Annotated in this window: 13 protein-coding genes; 2 read left to right on the top strand and 11 right to left on the bottom strand. The window is 62.6% G+C overall.

Annotated elements, in window-relative coordinates; genetic code table 11:
* The first annotated feature begins 326 nt into the window (after positions 1-326).
* Together ACB037_RS04750 and ACB037_RS04745 are read left to right on the top strand one after the other, a co-directional pair.
* Positions 327-1,232: a LysR family transcriptional regulator gene (locus ACB037_RS04750; RefSeq protein WP_039039436.1), complete on the top strand. Its 906-nt coding sequence runs from the start codon at positions 327-329 to the stop codon at positions 1,230-1,232.
* A 106-nt stretch (positions 1,233-1,338) separates the two neighbouring features.
* Positions 1,339-2,730, top strand: a complete 1,392-nt coding sequence (locus ACB037_RS04745; RefSeq protein WP_113977720.1) for an MATE family efflux transporter — start codon at positions 1,339-1,341, stop codon at positions 2,728-2,730.
* Positions 2,731-2,810: 80 nt separating this feature from the next.
* On the opposite strand, the gene accA is transcribed toward ACB037_RS04745, so the two are convergent.
* The 11 genes from accA to ispC form a co-directional block, all read right to left on the bottom strand.
* Positions 2,811-3,761: an acetyl-CoA carboxylase carboxyl transferase subunit alpha gene (gene accA, locus ACB037_RS04740; protein WP_010673419.1), complete on the bottom strand. Its 951-nt coding sequence runs from the start codon at positions 3,759-3,761 to the stop codon at positions 2,811-2,813.
* Positions 3,762-3,777: 16 nt separating this feature from the next.
* On the bottom strand, positions 3,778-7,257 hold the full coding sequence (gene dnaE / locus ACB037_RS04735; protein WP_039039451.1) for a DNA polymerase III subunit alpha: 3,480 nt from the start codon (positions 7,255-7,257) through the stop codon (positions 3,778-3,780).
* A gap of 53 nt (positions 7,258-7,310) precedes the next feature.
* Entirely contained in the window at positions 7,311-7,901 is a 591-nt protein-coding gene (rnhB, locus tag ACB037_RS04730; RefSeq protein WP_039039433.1) for a ribonuclease HII, read from the bottom strand.
* 78 nt (positions 7,902-7,979) lie between these two features.
* Positions 7,980-9,119 carry a lipid-A-disaccharide synthase gene (lpxB, locus tag ACB037_RS04725; RefSeq protein ID WP_039039432.1) on the bottom strand — a complete coding sequence of 380 codons (1,140 nt, stop codon included), beginning with the start codon at positions 9,117-9,119 and terminating at the stop codon, positions 7,980-7,982.
* Complete coding sequence (gene lpxA / locus ACB037_RS04720; protein WP_371174957.1) at positions 9,112-9,903, bottom strand: acyl-ACP--UDP-N-acetylglucosamine O-acyltransferase; 792 nt, start codon at positions 9,901-9,903, stop codon at positions 9,112-9,114. The genes lpxB and lpxA overlap by 8 nt, the downstream gene beginning before the upstream one ends.
* Positions 9,904-9,905: 2 nt before the next feature.
* On the bottom strand, positions 9,906-10,367 hold the full coding sequence (gene fabZ / locus ACB037_RS04715) for a 3-hydroxyacyl-ACP dehydratase FabZ (protein WP_010673414.1): 462 nt from the start codon (positions 10,365-10,367) through the stop codon (positions 9,906-9,908).
* 24 nt (positions 10,368-10,391) lie between these two features.
* Positions 10,392-11,411, bottom strand: a complete 1,020-nt coding sequence (gene lpxD, locus ACB037_RS04710; RefSeq protein WP_039039449.1) for a UDP-3-O-(3-hydroxymyristoyl)glucosamine N-acyltransferase — start codon at positions 11,409-11,411, stop codon at positions 10,392-10,394.
* A 3-nt stretch (positions 11,412-11,414) separates the two neighbouring features.
* Positions 11,415-11,927, bottom strand: a complete 513-nt coding sequence (locus tag ACB037_RS04705; protein WP_029313943.1) for an OmpH family outer membrane protein — start codon at positions 11,925-11,927, stop codon at positions 11,415-11,417.
* A 147-nt stretch (positions 11,928-12,074) separates the two neighbouring features.
* A complete protein-coding gene (gene bamA / locus ACB037_RS04700; RefSeq protein ID WP_029313941.1) occupies positions 12,075-14,498 on the bottom strand; it encodes an outer membrane protein assembly factor BamA in 2,424 nt (807 codons plus the stop codon).
* A gap of 34 nt (positions 14,499-14,532) precedes the next feature.
* Complete coding sequence (gene rseP / locus ACB037_RS04695; protein ID WP_043152308.1) at positions 14,533-15,885, bottom strand: sigma E protease regulator RseP; 1,353 nt, start codon at positions 15,883-15,885, stop codon at positions 14,533-14,535.
* 76 nt (positions 15,886-15,961) lie between these two features.
* Positions 15,962-17,158: a 1-deoxy-D-xylulose-5-phosphate reductoisomerase gene (gene ispC / locus ACB037_RS04690; RefSeq protein ID WP_010673409.1), complete on the bottom strand. Its 1,197-nt coding sequence runs from the start codon at positions 17,156-17,158 to the stop codon at positions 15,962-15,964.
* Between the last annotated feature and the right edge of the window lie 46 nt (positions 17,159-17,204).

Below are 17,204 nucleotides of genomic sequence, written 5' to 3'. Positions count from 1 at the left end.
AATACAGAGGGGATCGTGCTCGCTCGTTAACAACGGGATAACGCTCACCTCATCCGATGAGATGACTCTAGTTAAAAGGCCCTATTAATCACAGCGTTTTTTTGAATTAATCAACCAAAGTTTGATTGGAATCGCCTTTCCGTCGCTTCAGATCACACTTGAATCGCCATATTGCGATTTTTTTTTAACATATAAACTTTTCAGTGTGACCCACCTTACCCTTGAAATGCGCAACAATTTCGTCACAACCCCCTCATTGCCCCCCGATTGTCTCCCGTCGCCCCATGGCGTACCCTTTGTGTCCGCCCCTTTTCTGCGTACCGACCATGACCCTCTCCCGCACCGATCTCGCCGAGCTGGCCGTGTTTGCCGCCGTCGCCCGTCACCGCAGTTTCAGCAAGGCCGCCCTCGAGCTCGGGGTCTCCGCCTCGGCCCTGAGTCATGCCCTCAAAGGGCTGGAGAGTCGCCTGGCCGTCAGGCTGCTCAATCGCAGCACCCGGGCCGTGGTGCCGACCGAGGCGGGCGAACGGCTGCTGGCCCAGGTGCTGCCAACCCTGGGGCAACTGGAGGCGGCGCTGGCGGAGCTGACGCGCCACGCGGGCGAACCCGTGGGCAGGCTCAGGCTCTGTGCCCCGCGAGCCGCCATCCAGGAGGTGCTGGCCCCGGTGCTCATCGACTATCTGGTGCGCTACCCGCGCATGCAGGTGGAGGTGGAGGAACTGGAGCTGATGCCCCGCCTCATCGAGGATGGCTACGACGCCGCCCTCTTTTACGGCGACCTGCTGCCCCAGGAGATGATCTCGGTTCCCCTGGGCCCGCAGCAGCGCTATCTGGTGGTGGGCTCCCCCGACTATCTGGCACGGCGTGGCACCCCTCGCCACCCCTCGGATCTGCGCCAGCACGACTGCATCGGTTATCGGCTCACGCCCCATCACCACTATCGCTGGGCCTTTGCCGCCGAGGGGGAACTGCTGGAGATCGAAGTGACGGGCCCGCTCACCACCAGCACGCCCGCGCTCTACCTGGGGGCGGCCGAGGCGGGGCTCGGGCTCGCCTACTGCCATGAAGGGGAGGTGTTCGACGCCCTGGCATCGGGGCGGCTGGTGAGCGTACTGGATGACTGGAGCCCCAGCTTTGCCGGGTTCAACCTCTTCTATCCGGGCCGGCACCAGCTGGGGCAAGGGCTGCGAGCCCTGATCGACATGCTGAAGGAGTATCACAGGATCCGTTGATTGATGAGCTGTATTCAGCAATTCATCAAATGAAAGCCTGATTATCAATTAATCCATAAGAAACTAGACTGTCTGCTCGATTCCGGCCCTTTTCCCGAGTACAGATATGTCCGCCTACTTCCGTCTGCGTCAACGGGCCATGGCCCGCCGTTTCTGGGGCTATGCCCTCCCCTCCGTCATGGCCATGCTGGTCTCCGGCGCCTACTACCTGGTGGACGGCATCTTCGTCGGCCACTACGTGGGGGCCGCCGGCCTTGCCGGCATCAACCTGGTCTATCCGGTCATCATGGTGCTCATCGGCCTTGCCGCCATGATCGCCATGGGGGCCGCCACCGCCATCTCCTTCCAGCAGGGCGCCAGGAACCTCGCTCTGGCCCGCCAGGCTCTGGTCAGCGCCCTCTGGCTGCTGCTGATCCTGGGCACGGTAGCGCCGCTGCTGCTGCACCACTGGCACACCGATATCCTGCAGGCCCTGGGAATGGCCCCCGGCACCGACACCTGGCAGCAGGCCAGCGACTACCTCACCTGGATTGGCGGTGGCACCCTGCTGCTCGCCAGCAACCTGGCGGTGCCCTACCTGCTTCGCAACGACGGCCGCCCTCGCCTCGCCATGGTACTGGTGAGCGGCGGCGCCCTCCTCAACATCCTGCTCAACTACATCATGGTGGGCCGGCTCGGGCTCGGCCTCACCGGCACGGCCCAGGCCACCCTCCTCTCGGAGGCCATGGTCAGCCTGCTCGGCCTGGGGTACTTCTTCACCCGCCACGCCCGGTTGCGGCTGACCTGGCGCCAGCTGGTGCCCCGCTTCCCGGCCATGCCCGGCCTGCTCTTCACCGGGCTGCCGAGCCTCATCGCCCAGTTCAATCTGGGGCTGCTGTTGCTGCTGCACAACAGCCAGCTGATGGTGCACGGCACGGTCAAGGATCTGGCGGGCTTCACCGTGGCGGGGTACACGGAGGCGGTCTTCATCGTCATCCTGCAGGGACTGGCATTTGGCATCCAGCCCCTGGTGAGCCAGGCAGCGGGGGCCGGGCGCCATCGCGACCTCCAGTTCCTGATGGCGATGGGTCTCAAGATCACCCTGGTCTATGGCCTGGGGGTCTGGCTGATTGTCCAGCTGCTGCCGCAGCCGGTCGCCATGCTCTACACCGGGGATCAGGATGCAGAGCTGCTCGCCGCCGCCATCAGCAGCCTGACCCTCAACCTCGCTGCCCTGCCCCTGGAGGGAATCGTCATGTTCGGCATCGTGCTGTTGCAGGCCATGGCCCGCACCCGCCAGGCCCTCGTCATCTCCGTGGCCAAGACGGTGCTGCTGCTGCCCCTCATCTTCCTGCTGCCCCTCTGGTGGGGGCGCGACGGGGTCTTGATGGCCCAGCCCGCCACCGTGCTGCTGCTGACGCCCCCCCTGTGCTGGCTGCTGTGGCGGGAGTGGCGGGCCCTGAGCCCTGCCGGAGGGCGTGCTTCCGTCCCCATGCAACGGGCGCTGACCGCCCCCTGAGGCCCGCCCCGGCGTCCCCCACAAACGTCGCCCATAAAAAAAGTCCCCGCATGCGGGGACTTTTTATTGGAAGCGGCAGATCAGCAGTAGCCGTAACCCAGCAGACGCTGGTAGCGCTGCTCCAGCAGTTGCTCGCTGTCGAGGGGGCGCAGGGCATCCAGATCCTGCTTGATGCGCGCTTTCAGGTGCTTGGCCATCTTCTCCACGTCGCGGTGGGCACCGCCGAGGGGCTCCTCGACGATGTTGTCGATGAGCTTTAGCTCCTTCAGGCGCTGGGCGGTGATGCCCATGGCATCCGCCGCCACCGAGGCCTTCTCGGCGCTCTTCCAGAGGATGGAGGCGCACCCTTCCGGGGAGATGACGGAGTAGGTGGAGTACTGCAGCATGTTGACCCGATCACCCACGCCGATGGCGAGAGCGCCGCCGGAGCCGCCTTCACCGATCACGGTGCAGACCACCGGCACGGTCAGGCCGGCCATGACTTTCAGGTTGCGGGCGATGGCTTCGGACTGGCCACGCTCCTCGGCACCCACGCCGGGGTAGGCACCCGGGGTGTCGATGAAGGTGATGATCGGCATCTTGAAGCGCTCGGCCATCTCCATCAGGCGCAGGGCCTTGCGGTACCCTTCCGGGCGCGGCATGCCGAAGTTGCGCTTGATCTTCTCCTTGGTCTCGCGACCCTTCTGGTGACCGATGATCATCACGGGCTCGCCGTCGAGACGGGCGATGCCGCCGACAATGGCCTTGTCATCGGCATAGGCGCGATCCCCGGCCAGCTCGTCGAAATCGGTGAAGATCTGCTCGATGTAGTCGAGGGTGTAAGGGCGCTGGGGATGACGTGCCATCTGGGATACCTGCCAGGCACCCAGATCGCCGAAGATCTTCTTGGTCAGCTCTTCGTTTTTCTTCTCCAGCCGGCGAATGTCTTCGCTGAGATCCACGGCACTGTTGTGCTCGCTCACATGGCGCAGTTCATCGATCTGTGCCTGCAACTCGGCGATCGGCTGTTCAAAATCCAGAAAAAGACTCATAGGGACAATAGATCCTCTAATCAAAAACCAATTCAACCCGCTCTCGTCCAAGCAGGACTCGCAAGTCATCTATCAGTTGATCGGTGGGCGTCACCCGCCACTCGGTACCGAGCGTCAATCGCACCCGGGAACCGGGGCGACGATAGTTTACCTGAACCGGACAGACTCCGGCACGGGCGGGCTCCAAAATCTCGCACAAACGCGGGAAAAAGCGCTCGTCAATGCGTTGTTCATCGAGGGAGATGCGGATTGCCCTGGCAAAACGCTCCCTCGCATCGTTGATATCCAGCAACTCGCGGGCCGACATTTTAAGGCCACCGGAGAAGTCATCAAAGCTGACCTGTCCAGAAACCACTAAAATACGGTCTTTTTGCATCAATTCTTCGTATTTTTCCAGCGCTTCACTGAAAAGGGTCACATCCAGACGGCCGGATCTGTCGTCCAGGGTGAAGATCCCCATCTTGTTGCCGCGCTTGGTCACCATGCTGCGCGCCGCGATCACCAACCCCGCCGCCGTGGTCACCGTATCCCGGGAGGTGGGATGCAGATCGCACAGTCGGCCCGAGGTGTAGCGCCGCAGCTCGCTGCTGTACTGGTTGATGGGGTGACCGGTGAGGTAGAGCCCGAGGGTCTCCCGCTCCCCTTCCAGCCACACCTTGTCGGGCCAGTGCGGCACGTTGGCGAACGCCTTCTTGACGTCGTCGATCTCCTCCGTGAGCACGCCGAACATGTCGACCTGCCCCACCGCCTGGGCCTTGGCGTGCTGCTCGGCGGCGCGCATCGCCTCCTCCAGGGTCGCCATCAGGGCGGCGCGGTGGGGGCCGAGCCTGTCCATGGCGCCGGAGAGGATGAGCTTCTCCATCACCCGCTTGTTGAGCTTCTTGATGTCGACCCGGTTGCAGAAGTCGAACAGGTCGCGGAACGGACCGTCCCGATCCCGCGCGTCCAGGATCGCCTCGATGGGCCCTTCCCCTACCCCCTTCACCGCGCCGATACCGTAGACGATGTGACCGTCCTCGTTCACCGAGAAGCGATAGCGACCGGTGTTGACGTCCGGCGGTATCACGGTCAGCCCCATGCGCTGACATTCGTCCACCAGGGTCACTATCTTGTCGGTGTTGTCCATGTCCGCGGTCATGACCGCCGCCATGAACTCCGCCGGGAAGTGGGTCTTGAGCCAGAGGGTCTGGTAGGAGACCAGCGCATAGGCAGCGGAGTGGGACTTGTTGAAGCCGTAGCCCGCAAACTTCTCCACCAGATCGAAGATCTTCATCGCCAGTTCGCCGTCAACGCCGTTCTTGACCGCCCCCTCCTCGAAGCCCGCCCGCTGCTTGGCCATCTCTTCGGGTTTTTTCTTGCCCATGGCCCGGCGCAGCATGTCCGCGCCACCCAGGGTATACCCCGCCAGGGTCTGGGCGATCTGCATCACCTGCTCCTGGTAGAGGATGATGCCGTAGGTGGGCTCGAGTATGGGTTTGAGGCTTTCGTGCTGCCACTTCTCGTCCGGGTAGGAGATGGCCTCCTTGCCGTGTTTGCGCTCGATGAAGTTGTCCACCATGCCCGACTGGAGCGGGCCCGGGCGGAACAGGGCCACCAGCGCGATCATGTCTTCGAAGCAGTCGGGCTGCAGCCGCTTGATGAGGTCCTTCATGCCGCGGGATTCGAGCTGGAACACCGCCGTGGTCTCGAAGCGCTGCAAGAGGGCGAACGACTTCTTGTCGTCGATGGGGATGGCGGCGATGTCCACCGGCGGCTTGCCCTCTTTGGCAAGACGGGGGTTTATCATGCCAAGGGCCCAATCGATGATGGTGAGGGTGCGCAGCCCCAGGAAGTCGAACTTCACCAGGCCCGCGTACTCCACGTCGTTCTTGTCGAACTGGGTGACCGGGTGATGCCCTTCGTCGTCGCAATAGAGCGGCGCGAAGTCGGTGATCTTGGTGGGCGCGATCACCACGCCACCGGCGTGCTTGCCGGCGTTGCGCACCACCCCTTCCAGGCGGCGGGCCATGTCGATGAGGTCCTTGACCTCCTCGTCCTGCTCGTAGAGCTCCGGCAACTTGGGCTCGGCTTCGAACGCCTTGGCCAGGGTCATGCCCGGATCCGGCGGGATCAGCTTGGAGATGCGATCCACAAAGCCGTAGGCGTGGCCCAGTACCCGGCCGACGTCCCGCACCACCGCCTTGGCTGCCATGCTGCCGAAGGTGATGATCTGGGATACCGCCTCCCGACCATACATCTCGGAGACGTGATCGATCACCTCGTCGCGCCGGTCCATGCAGAAGTCGACGTCGAAGTCGGGCATGGAGACCCGCTCGGGGTTCAAGAAACGTTCGAACAGCAGGTCAAATTCCAGCGGATCGAGATCGGTGATCTTGAGGGCGTAGGCCACAAGCGACCCCGCCCCCGAGCCCCGGCCCGGACCGACGGGGATGCCGTTGTCCTTGGACCACTGGATAAACTCCATCACGATGAGGAAGTAACCCGGGAAGCCCATCTGGTTGATCACTTTGAGCTCGATGTCGAGACGCTCGTCATACTCGGGACGGCGCTCGGCCCGCACCGCCGGATCCGGGAACAGGAACTCCAGCCGCTCCTCCAGCCCTTCCTTCGACTTCATGACCAGGAAGTCCTCGGTGGTCATGTCGCCGGTGGGGAAGTTGGGCAGGAAGTATTCGCCGAGGCGCACCGTCACGTTGCAGCGCTTGGCGATCTCCACCGTGTTTTCCAGAGCTTCCGGGATGTCGGCAAACAGCTCCGCCATCTCCTCCTGACTGCGCAGGTACTGCTGGGGGCTGTAGCGGCGCGGTCGGCGCTTGTCCATCAGGGTGTAGCCGTCGTGGATGGCGACCCGGATCTCGTGGGCATCGAAGTCATCGGCGGTGAGGAACACCACCTCGTTGGTGGCCACCACCGGCAGTTCGAACTCGGTGGCAATGGCCACCGCCATGTGCAGGTAAACCTCTTCATCGGGGCGGCCGGTACGCAGCAGCTCCAGGTAGTAGGCATCCGGGAAGTGGGTCTGGTAGAAGGCGAGGCAATGCTCCACCATCTGGCGGTTGCCCTTGAGCAGGAACTTGCCCACATCCCCCTCGCGCCCGCCGGAGAGGACGATCACCCCCTTGGCATGTTCGCCAAGCCAGGCCTTGTCGATGACGGGGCGCCCCTGCACATGACCACGCTGATAGCCGCGGGAGATGAGCAGGGTGATGTTCTGGTAGCCGTCGTTGTCCATGGCGAGCAGGGTGAGGCGAAACTGCTCGTCCCCAAGCTCGTCGCTCTGCACCCAGAAATCCGCCCCGACCAGGGGCTTGATCCCCTTGCCGTGGGCAGAGCCGTAGAAGCGCACCAGGCCGCACATGTTCATCTGGTCCGTCAGGGCCAGGGCCGGCATGTTGTTGGCGGCGGCAGCGGAGACGATGGGACCGATCTTCTGCAGGCCGTCGACCATGGAGAAGTCGGAATGCACCCTCAGGTGGATGAAACGGGGATCAGCCATGGTCACGCCCTCTCATTGCGCAAGCAGAAATCGTTCAGACAGATCGGCATCGGTTATTCGATCCCCAGGGCGCGGCGCACCGGCTTGAAGCTCTGCCGGTATTCGGGCAGCGGGCCCCGTTCGGCCAGAATGGCGAGGTGCTCCGCCGTCGGGTAGCCCTTGTGGCGGGCGAAACCGTACTCGGGATGGCGGCTGTCCAGCTCGGTCATCTCGGCGTCCCGGGTCACCTTGGCGAGGATGGAGGCAGCGCTGATGGCGGCCACCAGGCTGTCCCCCTTGACCACGGCGCGGGCCTCCATCGGCAATCTGGGGCAGCGGTTGCCGTCGATGAAGACCAGCTCGGGCGTCACCTTGAGCCCCGCCACGGCGCGCTGCATCGCCAGCATGGTGGCGTGCAGGATGTTGAGCTCGTCGATTTCCGCCGGGCTGGCGCGGCCGATGGCATAGGCCAGCGCCTTCTCTTTGATCTCGCCAAACAGGGCGAGCCGCTTCTTCTCGGAGAGCTTCTTGGAGTCGGCGAGGCCAAGGATGGGATTGGCAGGATCCAGGATCACCGCGGCGGTGACCACGTCACCCACCAGGGGGCCGCGACCCACTTCGTCCACCCCGGCAATCAGCTTGTCTTCGGGAATATCGATCGTCATCTCATAGCCTTGAATCAAAACCGGCCCCGCAGGGCCAGTATCAGCACAACATCACGCCTGACACACAGGCAGAGCCCACTAGCGTTCCAGCAGCGCGGCAACCGCTTCCGCTGCCTGCACATCCGCATTGCAGCGGATCTTCTCGTGCAACCGGGTGAAGGTGGCGATGAGCTCGCTGTTGTCATGGTCCAGCAGCTTGCTCACCTCTTCCACCAGGTTGGCCGGGGTGCACTCGTGCTGGATGAGCTCGGGCACCAGCATCTTGTCCGCCAGCAGGTTCGGCAGGGAGACATAATCCGTCTTCACCAGCCACTGGGCCAGCAAGTAGCTGAAGGGTTTGAGTTTGTAACCCACCACCATGGGCTTTTTCACCAGCATGGCCTCGAGGGCCGCGGTGCCGGAGGCGAGCATCACCACATCGGCGGCAATCATGGCCTCGCGGCCCTGGCCGTCCAGCAGCACCATGTCGAGCTCCGGGGCCACCTCGGCCTTGATGGCGAGGAACTGCTCGCGCCGTTTCTGGTTGACCAGAGGCACGATGAAACCGAGATCCGGGTTGTGCACCGTCAGGTGCTTGCACGCCTCGAGGAAGACCGGCGCCATGAAGCCCACTTCCGCCGTGCGGCTCCCCGGCAGCACCGCCAGCCAGCGACGGGCGGGATCGATGCCGAGGGCCTCGCGCACCGCCCCTTGATCCGGCACCAGCGGAATGTCGTCCGCCATGGTGTGGCCGACGAAGCGACAGGGGGCATCGAAACGGTCGTAGAAGGCTTTCTCGAACGGCAGGAAGGCGAGCACCATGTCGGTGGCGGCCTTGATCTTGTGAATGCGGCCCTGACGCCAGGCCCAGACGGAGGGGCTGACATAGTGGACCGTCTTGATACCGGCACGGCGCAGTTTCAGCTCCACCCCGATATTGAAATCCGGTGCATCCACACCGACGAAGATGTCGGGGGGATTGGCGATGAAGTGGCGCAGCAGTTCGCGGCGCACCTGGAGGATGCGGGGCAGACGGCCCAGCACCTCGGTGATGCCCATGACGGAGAGCTCCTCCATCTCGAACAGCGCCTTCACGCCGAGAGCCTGCATCCGCGGCCCGGCGATCCCTTCGAACTGCGCATCCGGGTAGCGGGCTTGCAGTTCGCGCACCAGCCCTGCGGCCAGGATGTCGCCGGAGGTCTCTCCGGCGACGATGCCGATGCGAATGGGATCAGGCACGGATGATCCCGCGCTCGTTGTCCTTGAGGAAATCCACATAGAGCTGGATGGCAGGTTCGCTCTGGGCCATCTCGCTCAGCACGGGCAACACCTCTTCAATGGTCTTGCCGGAGCGGAAGATCTCCTTGTAGGCGCGCTTGACGGCGGAGATCGCCTCGGCGCTGAAGCCACGACGACGCAGGCCTTCGGAGTTGACCCCGAACGGCTTGGCGTAGTTGCCGGCGGCCATCACGTAGGGCGGCACGTCCTTGTTCAGGGCAGCGCAGCCACCGACGAAGGCGTGGGAGCCGACGCGGCCGAACTGGTGAATGGCAGACAGACCGCCGAAGATCACGAAGTCACCGATGTGCACATGGCCCGCCAGGGTGGCGTTGTTGGCGAAGATGCAGTTGTCACCGATGATGCAGTCGTGGGCCACGTGAACGTTGACCATGAACAGGTTGCCGCTACCCACCTTGGTCAGGCTCTGGTCCTGGGTGGTGCCGCGGTGCACGGTGCAGTTCTCGCGAAACACGTTGTTGTCGCCGATCTCGAGGAAGGTGCGCTCGCCGGCATACTTCTTGTCCTGGCAATCCTCACCGATGGAGGTGTGCTGGAAGATCTTGTTGCCGCGACCGATCTTGGTCGGGCCCTTGATCACCACGTGGGAGCTCACCCAGGTGTTGTCACCGATTTCGACCTCGGCGCCGATGACGGTGAAGGGGCCGATTTCAACCCCTTTGCCGATGATGGCAGACTCATGGACGATGGCGGTGTCGTGGATGATGGCAGTCTGATCGATCACGGTTATACCTCGCGCTTGGCGCACATCAGTTCGGCAGTACAGACCACTTCACCGTCGACGGTGGCGACACCGGTGAACTTGGCGATGCCGCGACGCTCCTTCAGGAACTCCACATCCAGCACCAGCTGATCGCCGGGACCCACCGGGCGCTTGAAGCGGGCATTGTCGATGGAGGCAAAGTAATAGAGCTCGTTGGGGGACGGCTTGCCCACCATGGTGAAGGCCAGGATACCGGTGGCCTGGGCCATGGCTTCCAGGATCAGCACGCCGGGGAAGACCGGCTTGGCCGGGAAGTGGCCCTGGAAGATCGGCTCGTTGAACGAGACGTTCTTGATGGCGCGCAGGGTCTTGCGCTCATCGCTGATCTCGTAGTTTTCCACCTTGTCCACCATCAGGAACGGATAACGGTGGGGCAGCAGATCCATGATTTCCTGGATGCCCAGGCTCTTCTTTTCAGTAGTCAAAACAGTACCCTATACCAATCGTGATTATTCTTGATCCAGCTTTTTCTCAAGCTTGCTCAACCGCTTGTGCATCTCTTCGATACGCATCACCCGGGCGGCAGTCTTGCGCCACTCTTTATTGGTTTGCAGGGGGATGCCGGAAGAGTAGATACCGGGCTCGGTGATGGGACGCATCACCATGGCCATGCCGGTGACGGTGGCCTGGTCGCAGATCTCCATGTGCCCGTTAAAGACGGAGGCACCACCAATGATACAGTATTTGCCGACCTTGAGACTACCGGCCATCACGGTGGAGCCCGCCACGGCAGTGCCGTAGCCGATCTCGACGTTGTGGGCGATCTGGCACTGGTTGTCGATGATGACGTTGTCAGCGATGCGGGTATCTTCCAGCGCACCGCGGTCGATGGTAGTGCAGGCACCGATCTCGACCCGGTTGCCGATGGTCACGCCACCGAGCTGGGGGATCTTGATCCACTCGCCGCGCTCGTTGGCATAACCGAAACCGTCTGCCCCGATCACGGTGCCGGCCTGTACCAGACAGTCCGTGCCCAGGGTCACGTTGTGATAGAGGGTGACGTTGGCCCACAACCGGGAGCGCGCTCCCAGTCGGGTATCCTTGCCAACGAAACAGCCCGGGCCGATGCGCACATCGTCACCCAGCACGACGCCGGATTCGATCACCGCATTGGCACCGATGGCCACTCTCTCGCCCAGTTGCACGTCCGCCGCGATGACGGCGCTCGGATGGATATCCATGGCCGGCTGCGGGGTGGTGTCCAGCAGTTGGGCAACCCGTGCAAAGCCCACGTAGGGGTCCTTGAGCACCAGGGCGTTGGTGGGGCAAAACGGCAGGTCTGCCTCGGTGATGAGCACGGCAGTGGCCTTGCTCTGCTCCAGAAAATGCCGGTACTTCTTGTTGGACAGGAAGGCTATCTCCCCCTCCCCGGCTTTTTCCAGTGTCGCGACCTTGCGAATTTCCCGGGTCCCATCCCCATGGACCTCGGCCCCCAGTTGCTGGGCCAGCTGTGCGAGAGTGAATGCCATCAATTAGTTGCTCTTGCTAACCTGAGAAATAACCTGGCCGGAGATGTCCAGCTTGCTGGCTGCATACGGGGCGGCGTTGCGCTCCAGCACCAGATCGTAGCCATTGCTCTTGGCGATGGCGTCGATGGCAGCCTGCACCTTGGTCAGGATCTTGTTGCGCTCTTCGGACTGACGGCGACCGTTGTCCTGTTCAAACGCCTGACGCTTCTGGTTGAATTCCATCTGCAGCTTGGCCAGCTTCTCCTGGCTCTGCTTCTTCTGTTCGGCGCTCATGAAGGCTTCGTCCTTCTTGAACTTCTCGACCAGTGCCTGACCGTCGGACTCCAGCTTCTGCAGTTCACGCATGCGCGGCTCGAACTCGCCCTTCAGCTTCTTGGCAACGGCTTCACGCTGGGGCAGCTTTTGGAAGACTTCGCCCATGTCGACCACGGCAATCTTGGTCTCAGCGAAGGCAGAACCCATGCCGGCAGCCATCAGTGCAAAGCTCAAACCAGCTACTTTCAACGCTTTATTCACACTTACTCCTTGGTCCCTCGGTCGAGGGCTACCTGATTTACCTGATTGTGCAAGCGATCCACGAGATCGTCTTGTTACCTGGTGAGGCACGCAAACGCGCGACCCATCATGCTTCCCCCGCCATGGCGGGGGGGGCGTCCGCTCCCCTTAGAAGGTACGGCCGATGTTGAAGGAGAAGACTTCGGTGTCGTCCCCTTCGTATTTCTTGATTGGTCTTGCCAGCACGAACACCAGCGGGCCCATGGGAGAGAGCCACTGCAGCGACAGACCGGTCGACATCCGGATGTTGCTCGGGTCGGAGTAGTCCATCAGATAGTTGCAACCACTGAAGCAACGGTTCTGATACTGGCTGTAGTCGAAGTGGGTATCCCACACGGAACCGGCGTCGATGAAGAAACTGGTCCGCAGCTGGGGCTGATAGGTCTCGGAGGCAAAGGGCGTCGGCACGATCATTTCCAGCGAGGCCACCGCCAGGGCGTTGCCCCCGACCGAGCTGTCAGTGCCCTGGATGACGTCGTTGCCGCTCAGGTTGTAGTAGTAGAGCGCCTTCGGACCGACCGTGTTGCTCTTGAAGCCACGCAGGGTATCGAAACCACCGGCGTAGTAGTTCTCGAAGAACGGCAGGACGTGCTCGTAATCGCCATTGGTGCCGTAGCCATCGCCGTAGGAGGCACGGGCCTTGGCCAGCATGACCCACTTGTGGTCGGCATCAAACGGGAAGTAGTGGGCATCTTCGGCGTTGAGCTTGAAGTACTGCAGATCCATGCCCGGCACCGTCACCTTGGCGTTCACCCGCTGGCGATCACCGGAGGTCGGGAACTGACCCTTGTTGAGGGTGGAGCGGGTCCAGCCGGCGGTGACGTCCACGGTGTTGAACACCATGCGGTTGTCGCCATCCAGATTGCCGTTGTAGACCTTCCAGAACTCGTCCACCTGTACATAGGGGTTGGGCTGGGAGAGCTTGTTGTTCTCGTAGCCCAGGCTGAAGTCGAGACGGTTGTTCTCGTTGACCGGGAAGCCGCTGGAGAGACGGAAACCGACGGTGGTGTTCTCGTAGTCCACGATGTTGGCGTCGGCCGCACTGAACTTGTTGTAGTAGAGACGGCCGCCCAGGCTCACCCCGTCCACGGTGAAGTAGGGGTCGTTATAGCTCAGGTCGACGCTCTTGGAGTAGTCGTTGGTGCTGGCGTTGATGCCGATCTTCTTGCCGGTCCCCATGAAGTTGTCCTGCTGCAGACCCGCCTGCAGGCTCAGACCCGACTCGGTGCCGTAGCCGATACCGGCGTTGATGGACCCCGCCGGCTGCTCCTTGACCTTGAAGTCCAGATCGACCTGGTCATCGCTGCCCGGCACCCGCTTGGTGTCCACTTCCGCGGTCTCGAAGAAGCCGAGGCGGTTGAGACGGGTCTTGGACTGCTCGACGTTGTCGGAGGAGAGCCAGGTGCCCTCCATCTGGCGCATCTCGCGACGCAGCACTTCGTCCTTGGTGGTGACGTTGCCGCTGAAGTTGATGTTGCGCACATAGACCCGGGGACCCGGCTCCACGTTGACGATGAGCTCCACTTCCTTGGTCTGGTCGTTGATCTGGGGGAAGGTGACCACTTTCGGATAGGCGTAGCCGTAACGGCCGAGGAACTTGGAGAGCACCTCTTCGGTATGGGTCACCTGACTGGCGGAGTAGACGCTGCCCGCCTCGATGGGGATGAGGCCCTTCATCTCGCCGCCGCGGTCGATGAGGTCGCCCTTGAGCTGGATGCCGGAAACCTTGTACTGCTCCCCTTCCTTGACGTTGAGGGTGACATAGACCCCCTTCTTGTCCGGGGTCATGGAGACCTGGGTGGACTCCTGGGTGAAGCGGATGTAGCCGCGGTCCATGTAGTAGGAGCGCAGCACTTCGATGTCACCGGCCAGCTTCTGCTTCTGGTAGCGCTGATCGCCGGTGAAGTTCCACCAGGGCACGTCGTCCTTGAGGGAGAGCTGGGCCAGCAGCTTCTCTTCCGGGAAGACGTTGTTGCCGACGATGTTGATCTGCTGGATCTTGGCCGCTTCCCCTTCCACGAAGGTGAACTTGAGGTCGACCCGGTTGCGCGGCAGCGGGGTGACGATGGCCTTGACCTTGGCGGAGTACTTGCCCACACCGTAGTAGAAATCTTCCAGCCCTTTCTCGAGGGAGCTCAGCACGGTGCGATCCAGCGGATCACCCACGCGGATCCCGGAGGATTCCAGGCTCTGGGTCAGTTGCTCTTCCTTGATGTCCTTGTTGCCGGAGAACTCGATGCTGGAGATGGTCGGGCGCTCCTTGACCACCACTTGCAGCACCTGACCGTCGCGATAGACCTTGACGTCCTCGAAGTTGCCGGAGGCATAGAGCTTCTTGATGGCGTTCGCCAGGGACACGGAGTCGACGGAATCACCGACCCGCACCGGCAGATTCAACAGGGCGGCACCCAGGGTCACCCGCTGCAGGCCCTCGACCTGAATGTCTTGCACCACAAAAGAGGCCGGGGCAGCCTGAGCCAGGAAGCTGGCCCCCAGCAGGCAACTCAACACCAATGCTTTTTTAACAGCCATTTTGTTCTTATGTGTCCTTGTTGATGCTCTGGCCTCAGAGGCGAGCGAAATCATTAAACAGCGCAATGCCCATCAGTAACATCAGAATGGCGGCGCCGATCCTGAACCCAACTTCCTGAATTTTTTCCGATACCGGCTTGCCGGTGATCGCCTCGATGAGGAAATAGACCAGATGGCCACCATCGAGCACCGGCAGGGGGAACAGGTTGATGATCCCCAGGTTGACGCTGATGAGCGCCAGGAATCCGAGGAAATAGACCAACCCGTAATCGGCGCTGCTGCCGGCCCCCTTGGCGATGGAGATGGGGCCGCTCAGGTTGTCCAAAGAGACGATGCCACCGATCAGCTTGCCTATCATGTCGAAGGTCAGGGTGATCAGGCTCCAGGTCTTCTGGACCCCATGCCACAGGGCTTGCAAAGGCCCATACTGTAACAGAGTTCGATACTCATCCGGTAATGGAACCAGTTGCGGCGACAAGCCCACAAAACCGACCAGCTGGCCCTTCACTTTCTTCCCGTCCGGGGTCAGGGTCAGGGTCATCTCGCTGCCCCCGCGCTCCACCGTCACCTGCAGCGGCTGCGCCGGTGACTGCTGGACACGCTCGACAAACTGGGTCCATTCGGTGATGGCCTCTCCATCGACCCCCTTGATGCGATCCCCTATCTGAAGGCCGGCCTTCTCGCTGGCGCTCGATGGCACCACGGCCTCCACCACGGGCAGCACCTTGCCACCGAGGGGCACTATCCCGAGGCTGCCGATGGGTGACTCTTTGTCCGGATCGAATTTCCAGCCGGCCAGCTGCAGGGTCTTGTCCACTGCATAGCTGGTGTTGGCCGCCTTGAGCTTGAGCTGGACCGAGTCATCGCCAAGGTGGCTGATGAGGGCGTAGGTGACGCTCTCCCAGTCACCGGTCTCCTCGCCGCCGACGCCGACGATCTCCATGCCTGGCAGGATGCCGGCCTCTGCCACGATGGAGGCGGGACGCACCTCGCCCACCACGGGTTTGACGCTCGGCACCCCTATCATGAACATCAGCCAGAAGGCGAACAGGGCGAACACGAAGTTCGCCATGGGGCCGGCCGCGACGATGGCCATCCGGGCCCAGACGCTCTTGTGGTTGAAGGCCTGCGCCTCCTCCCCCGGCTTGAGTTCGTCGACCCGGCCATCCAGCATCTTGACGTAACCGCCAAGGGGGATCAGGGCCAGCACGTATTCGGTGCCATCCTTGCCAAGGCGACGCCAGATGGCCTTGCCAAAGCCGATGGAGAAGCGCTCCACCTTGACGCCGCAACGACGAGCCACCCAGAAGTGGCCAAATTCATGCACCGCCACCAGCAGTCCGAGGGCCACGATGAAGGCGCCGATATTCCACAGAACCCCGCCCATCAGCCGCGTACCTCGCGGTCATGTCCAGTCCTGCGCTCGAGAGCATGGAGAGGGGCTGGCTGCCACCACAGTCCGTTCATACGGCAAGCTCCTTTATCAGTTGCTGGGCACGGGCTCGGGCCGTACCGTCCAGGGCGATGAGATCCGCCAGAGAGCCGGCAGCACTGCTGCCCAGCTCGGCCATGACGGATTCGTTGACTCTGGCAATATCCATAAATCCGATCCGCTCTGCAAGAAAAGCCGCGACGGCCTCCTCGTTGGCGGCATTGAGGGAGGTGGTCGCCCCCTGCCCCTGCTGGCACGCGCTCATGGCCAGCGCCAGGCAGGGATAGCGCTCATAGTCGGGCCGGATAAAGCTGAACTCTCCGACACTGAAGAAATCCAAAGGTTCCACACCGGACTCGATCCGTTCCGGATAGGCCAGAGCGTGGGCAATGGGGGTGCACATGTCCGGGTTGCCGAGCTGGGCCAGCACGGAGCCATCCTTGTACTGCACCATGGAGTGAATGACGGACTGGGGGTGAATCACCACCTGGATCTGCTCGGGGGCCGCATTGAACAGCCAGCGCGCCTCGATGTACTCCAGCCCCTTGTTCATCATGGTGGCGGAGTCCACCGAGATCTTGGCCCCCATGGACCAGTTGGGATGGGCAATGGCTTGCGCCGGGGTGACATGGTGCAGTTCACCCACATCGGCATAGCGGAAAGGTCCGCCGGAGCCGGTCAGCAGGATCTTGCTGATCCCCGCCCCGGCCAGATCGCAGAAACCGGGCTGGCGCTGCACGTCGACCGGCAGGCACTGGAAGATGGCGTTGTGTTCGCTGTCGATGGGCAGCAGCTCGGCGCCATGCTCGCGCACCGCCTCCATGAAGAAGGCTCCTGACATCACCAACGCCTCCTTGTTGGCCAGCAGAATGCGCTTGCCGGCGCGCACGGCAGCCATGGTGGGTGCCAGACCCGCCGCACCGACAATGGCCGCCATCACGCTGTGGGCATCGGGGTGAGCAGCCACGTCGCACAGGGCTGCCTGACCGGACAACACCCGGGTGGTGCTGCCGTGAGCCTTGAGCCGACCCGCCAGCTCGCTGGCGGCGCCTTCGTCCACCATGACGGCGAACCGGGGGGAGAATTCGAGACAGTCGCGCAGCATGGCGTCCACGCTGCGTGCAGCGGTCAGCGCCAGCACCTGCCAGCGCCCGGGGTTGTGGCGCAGTACCTTGAGGGTGCTCTGACCGATGGAGCCTGACGCTCCCAGGATCACCAGGTTTTGCATCAAGACTCCTGATTGGGTAACAGACTGATGGAGCGGGACGCTCCCG

This window comes from Aeromonas sp. S19(2024), assembly GCF_041402625.1.
Classification (GTDB): domain Bacteria; phylum Pseudomonadota; class Gammaproteobacteria; order Enterobacterales; family Aeromonadaceae; genus Aeromonas; species Aeromonas caviae.
This window is presented reverse-complemented; position numbering and strand designations above follow the sequence as displayed.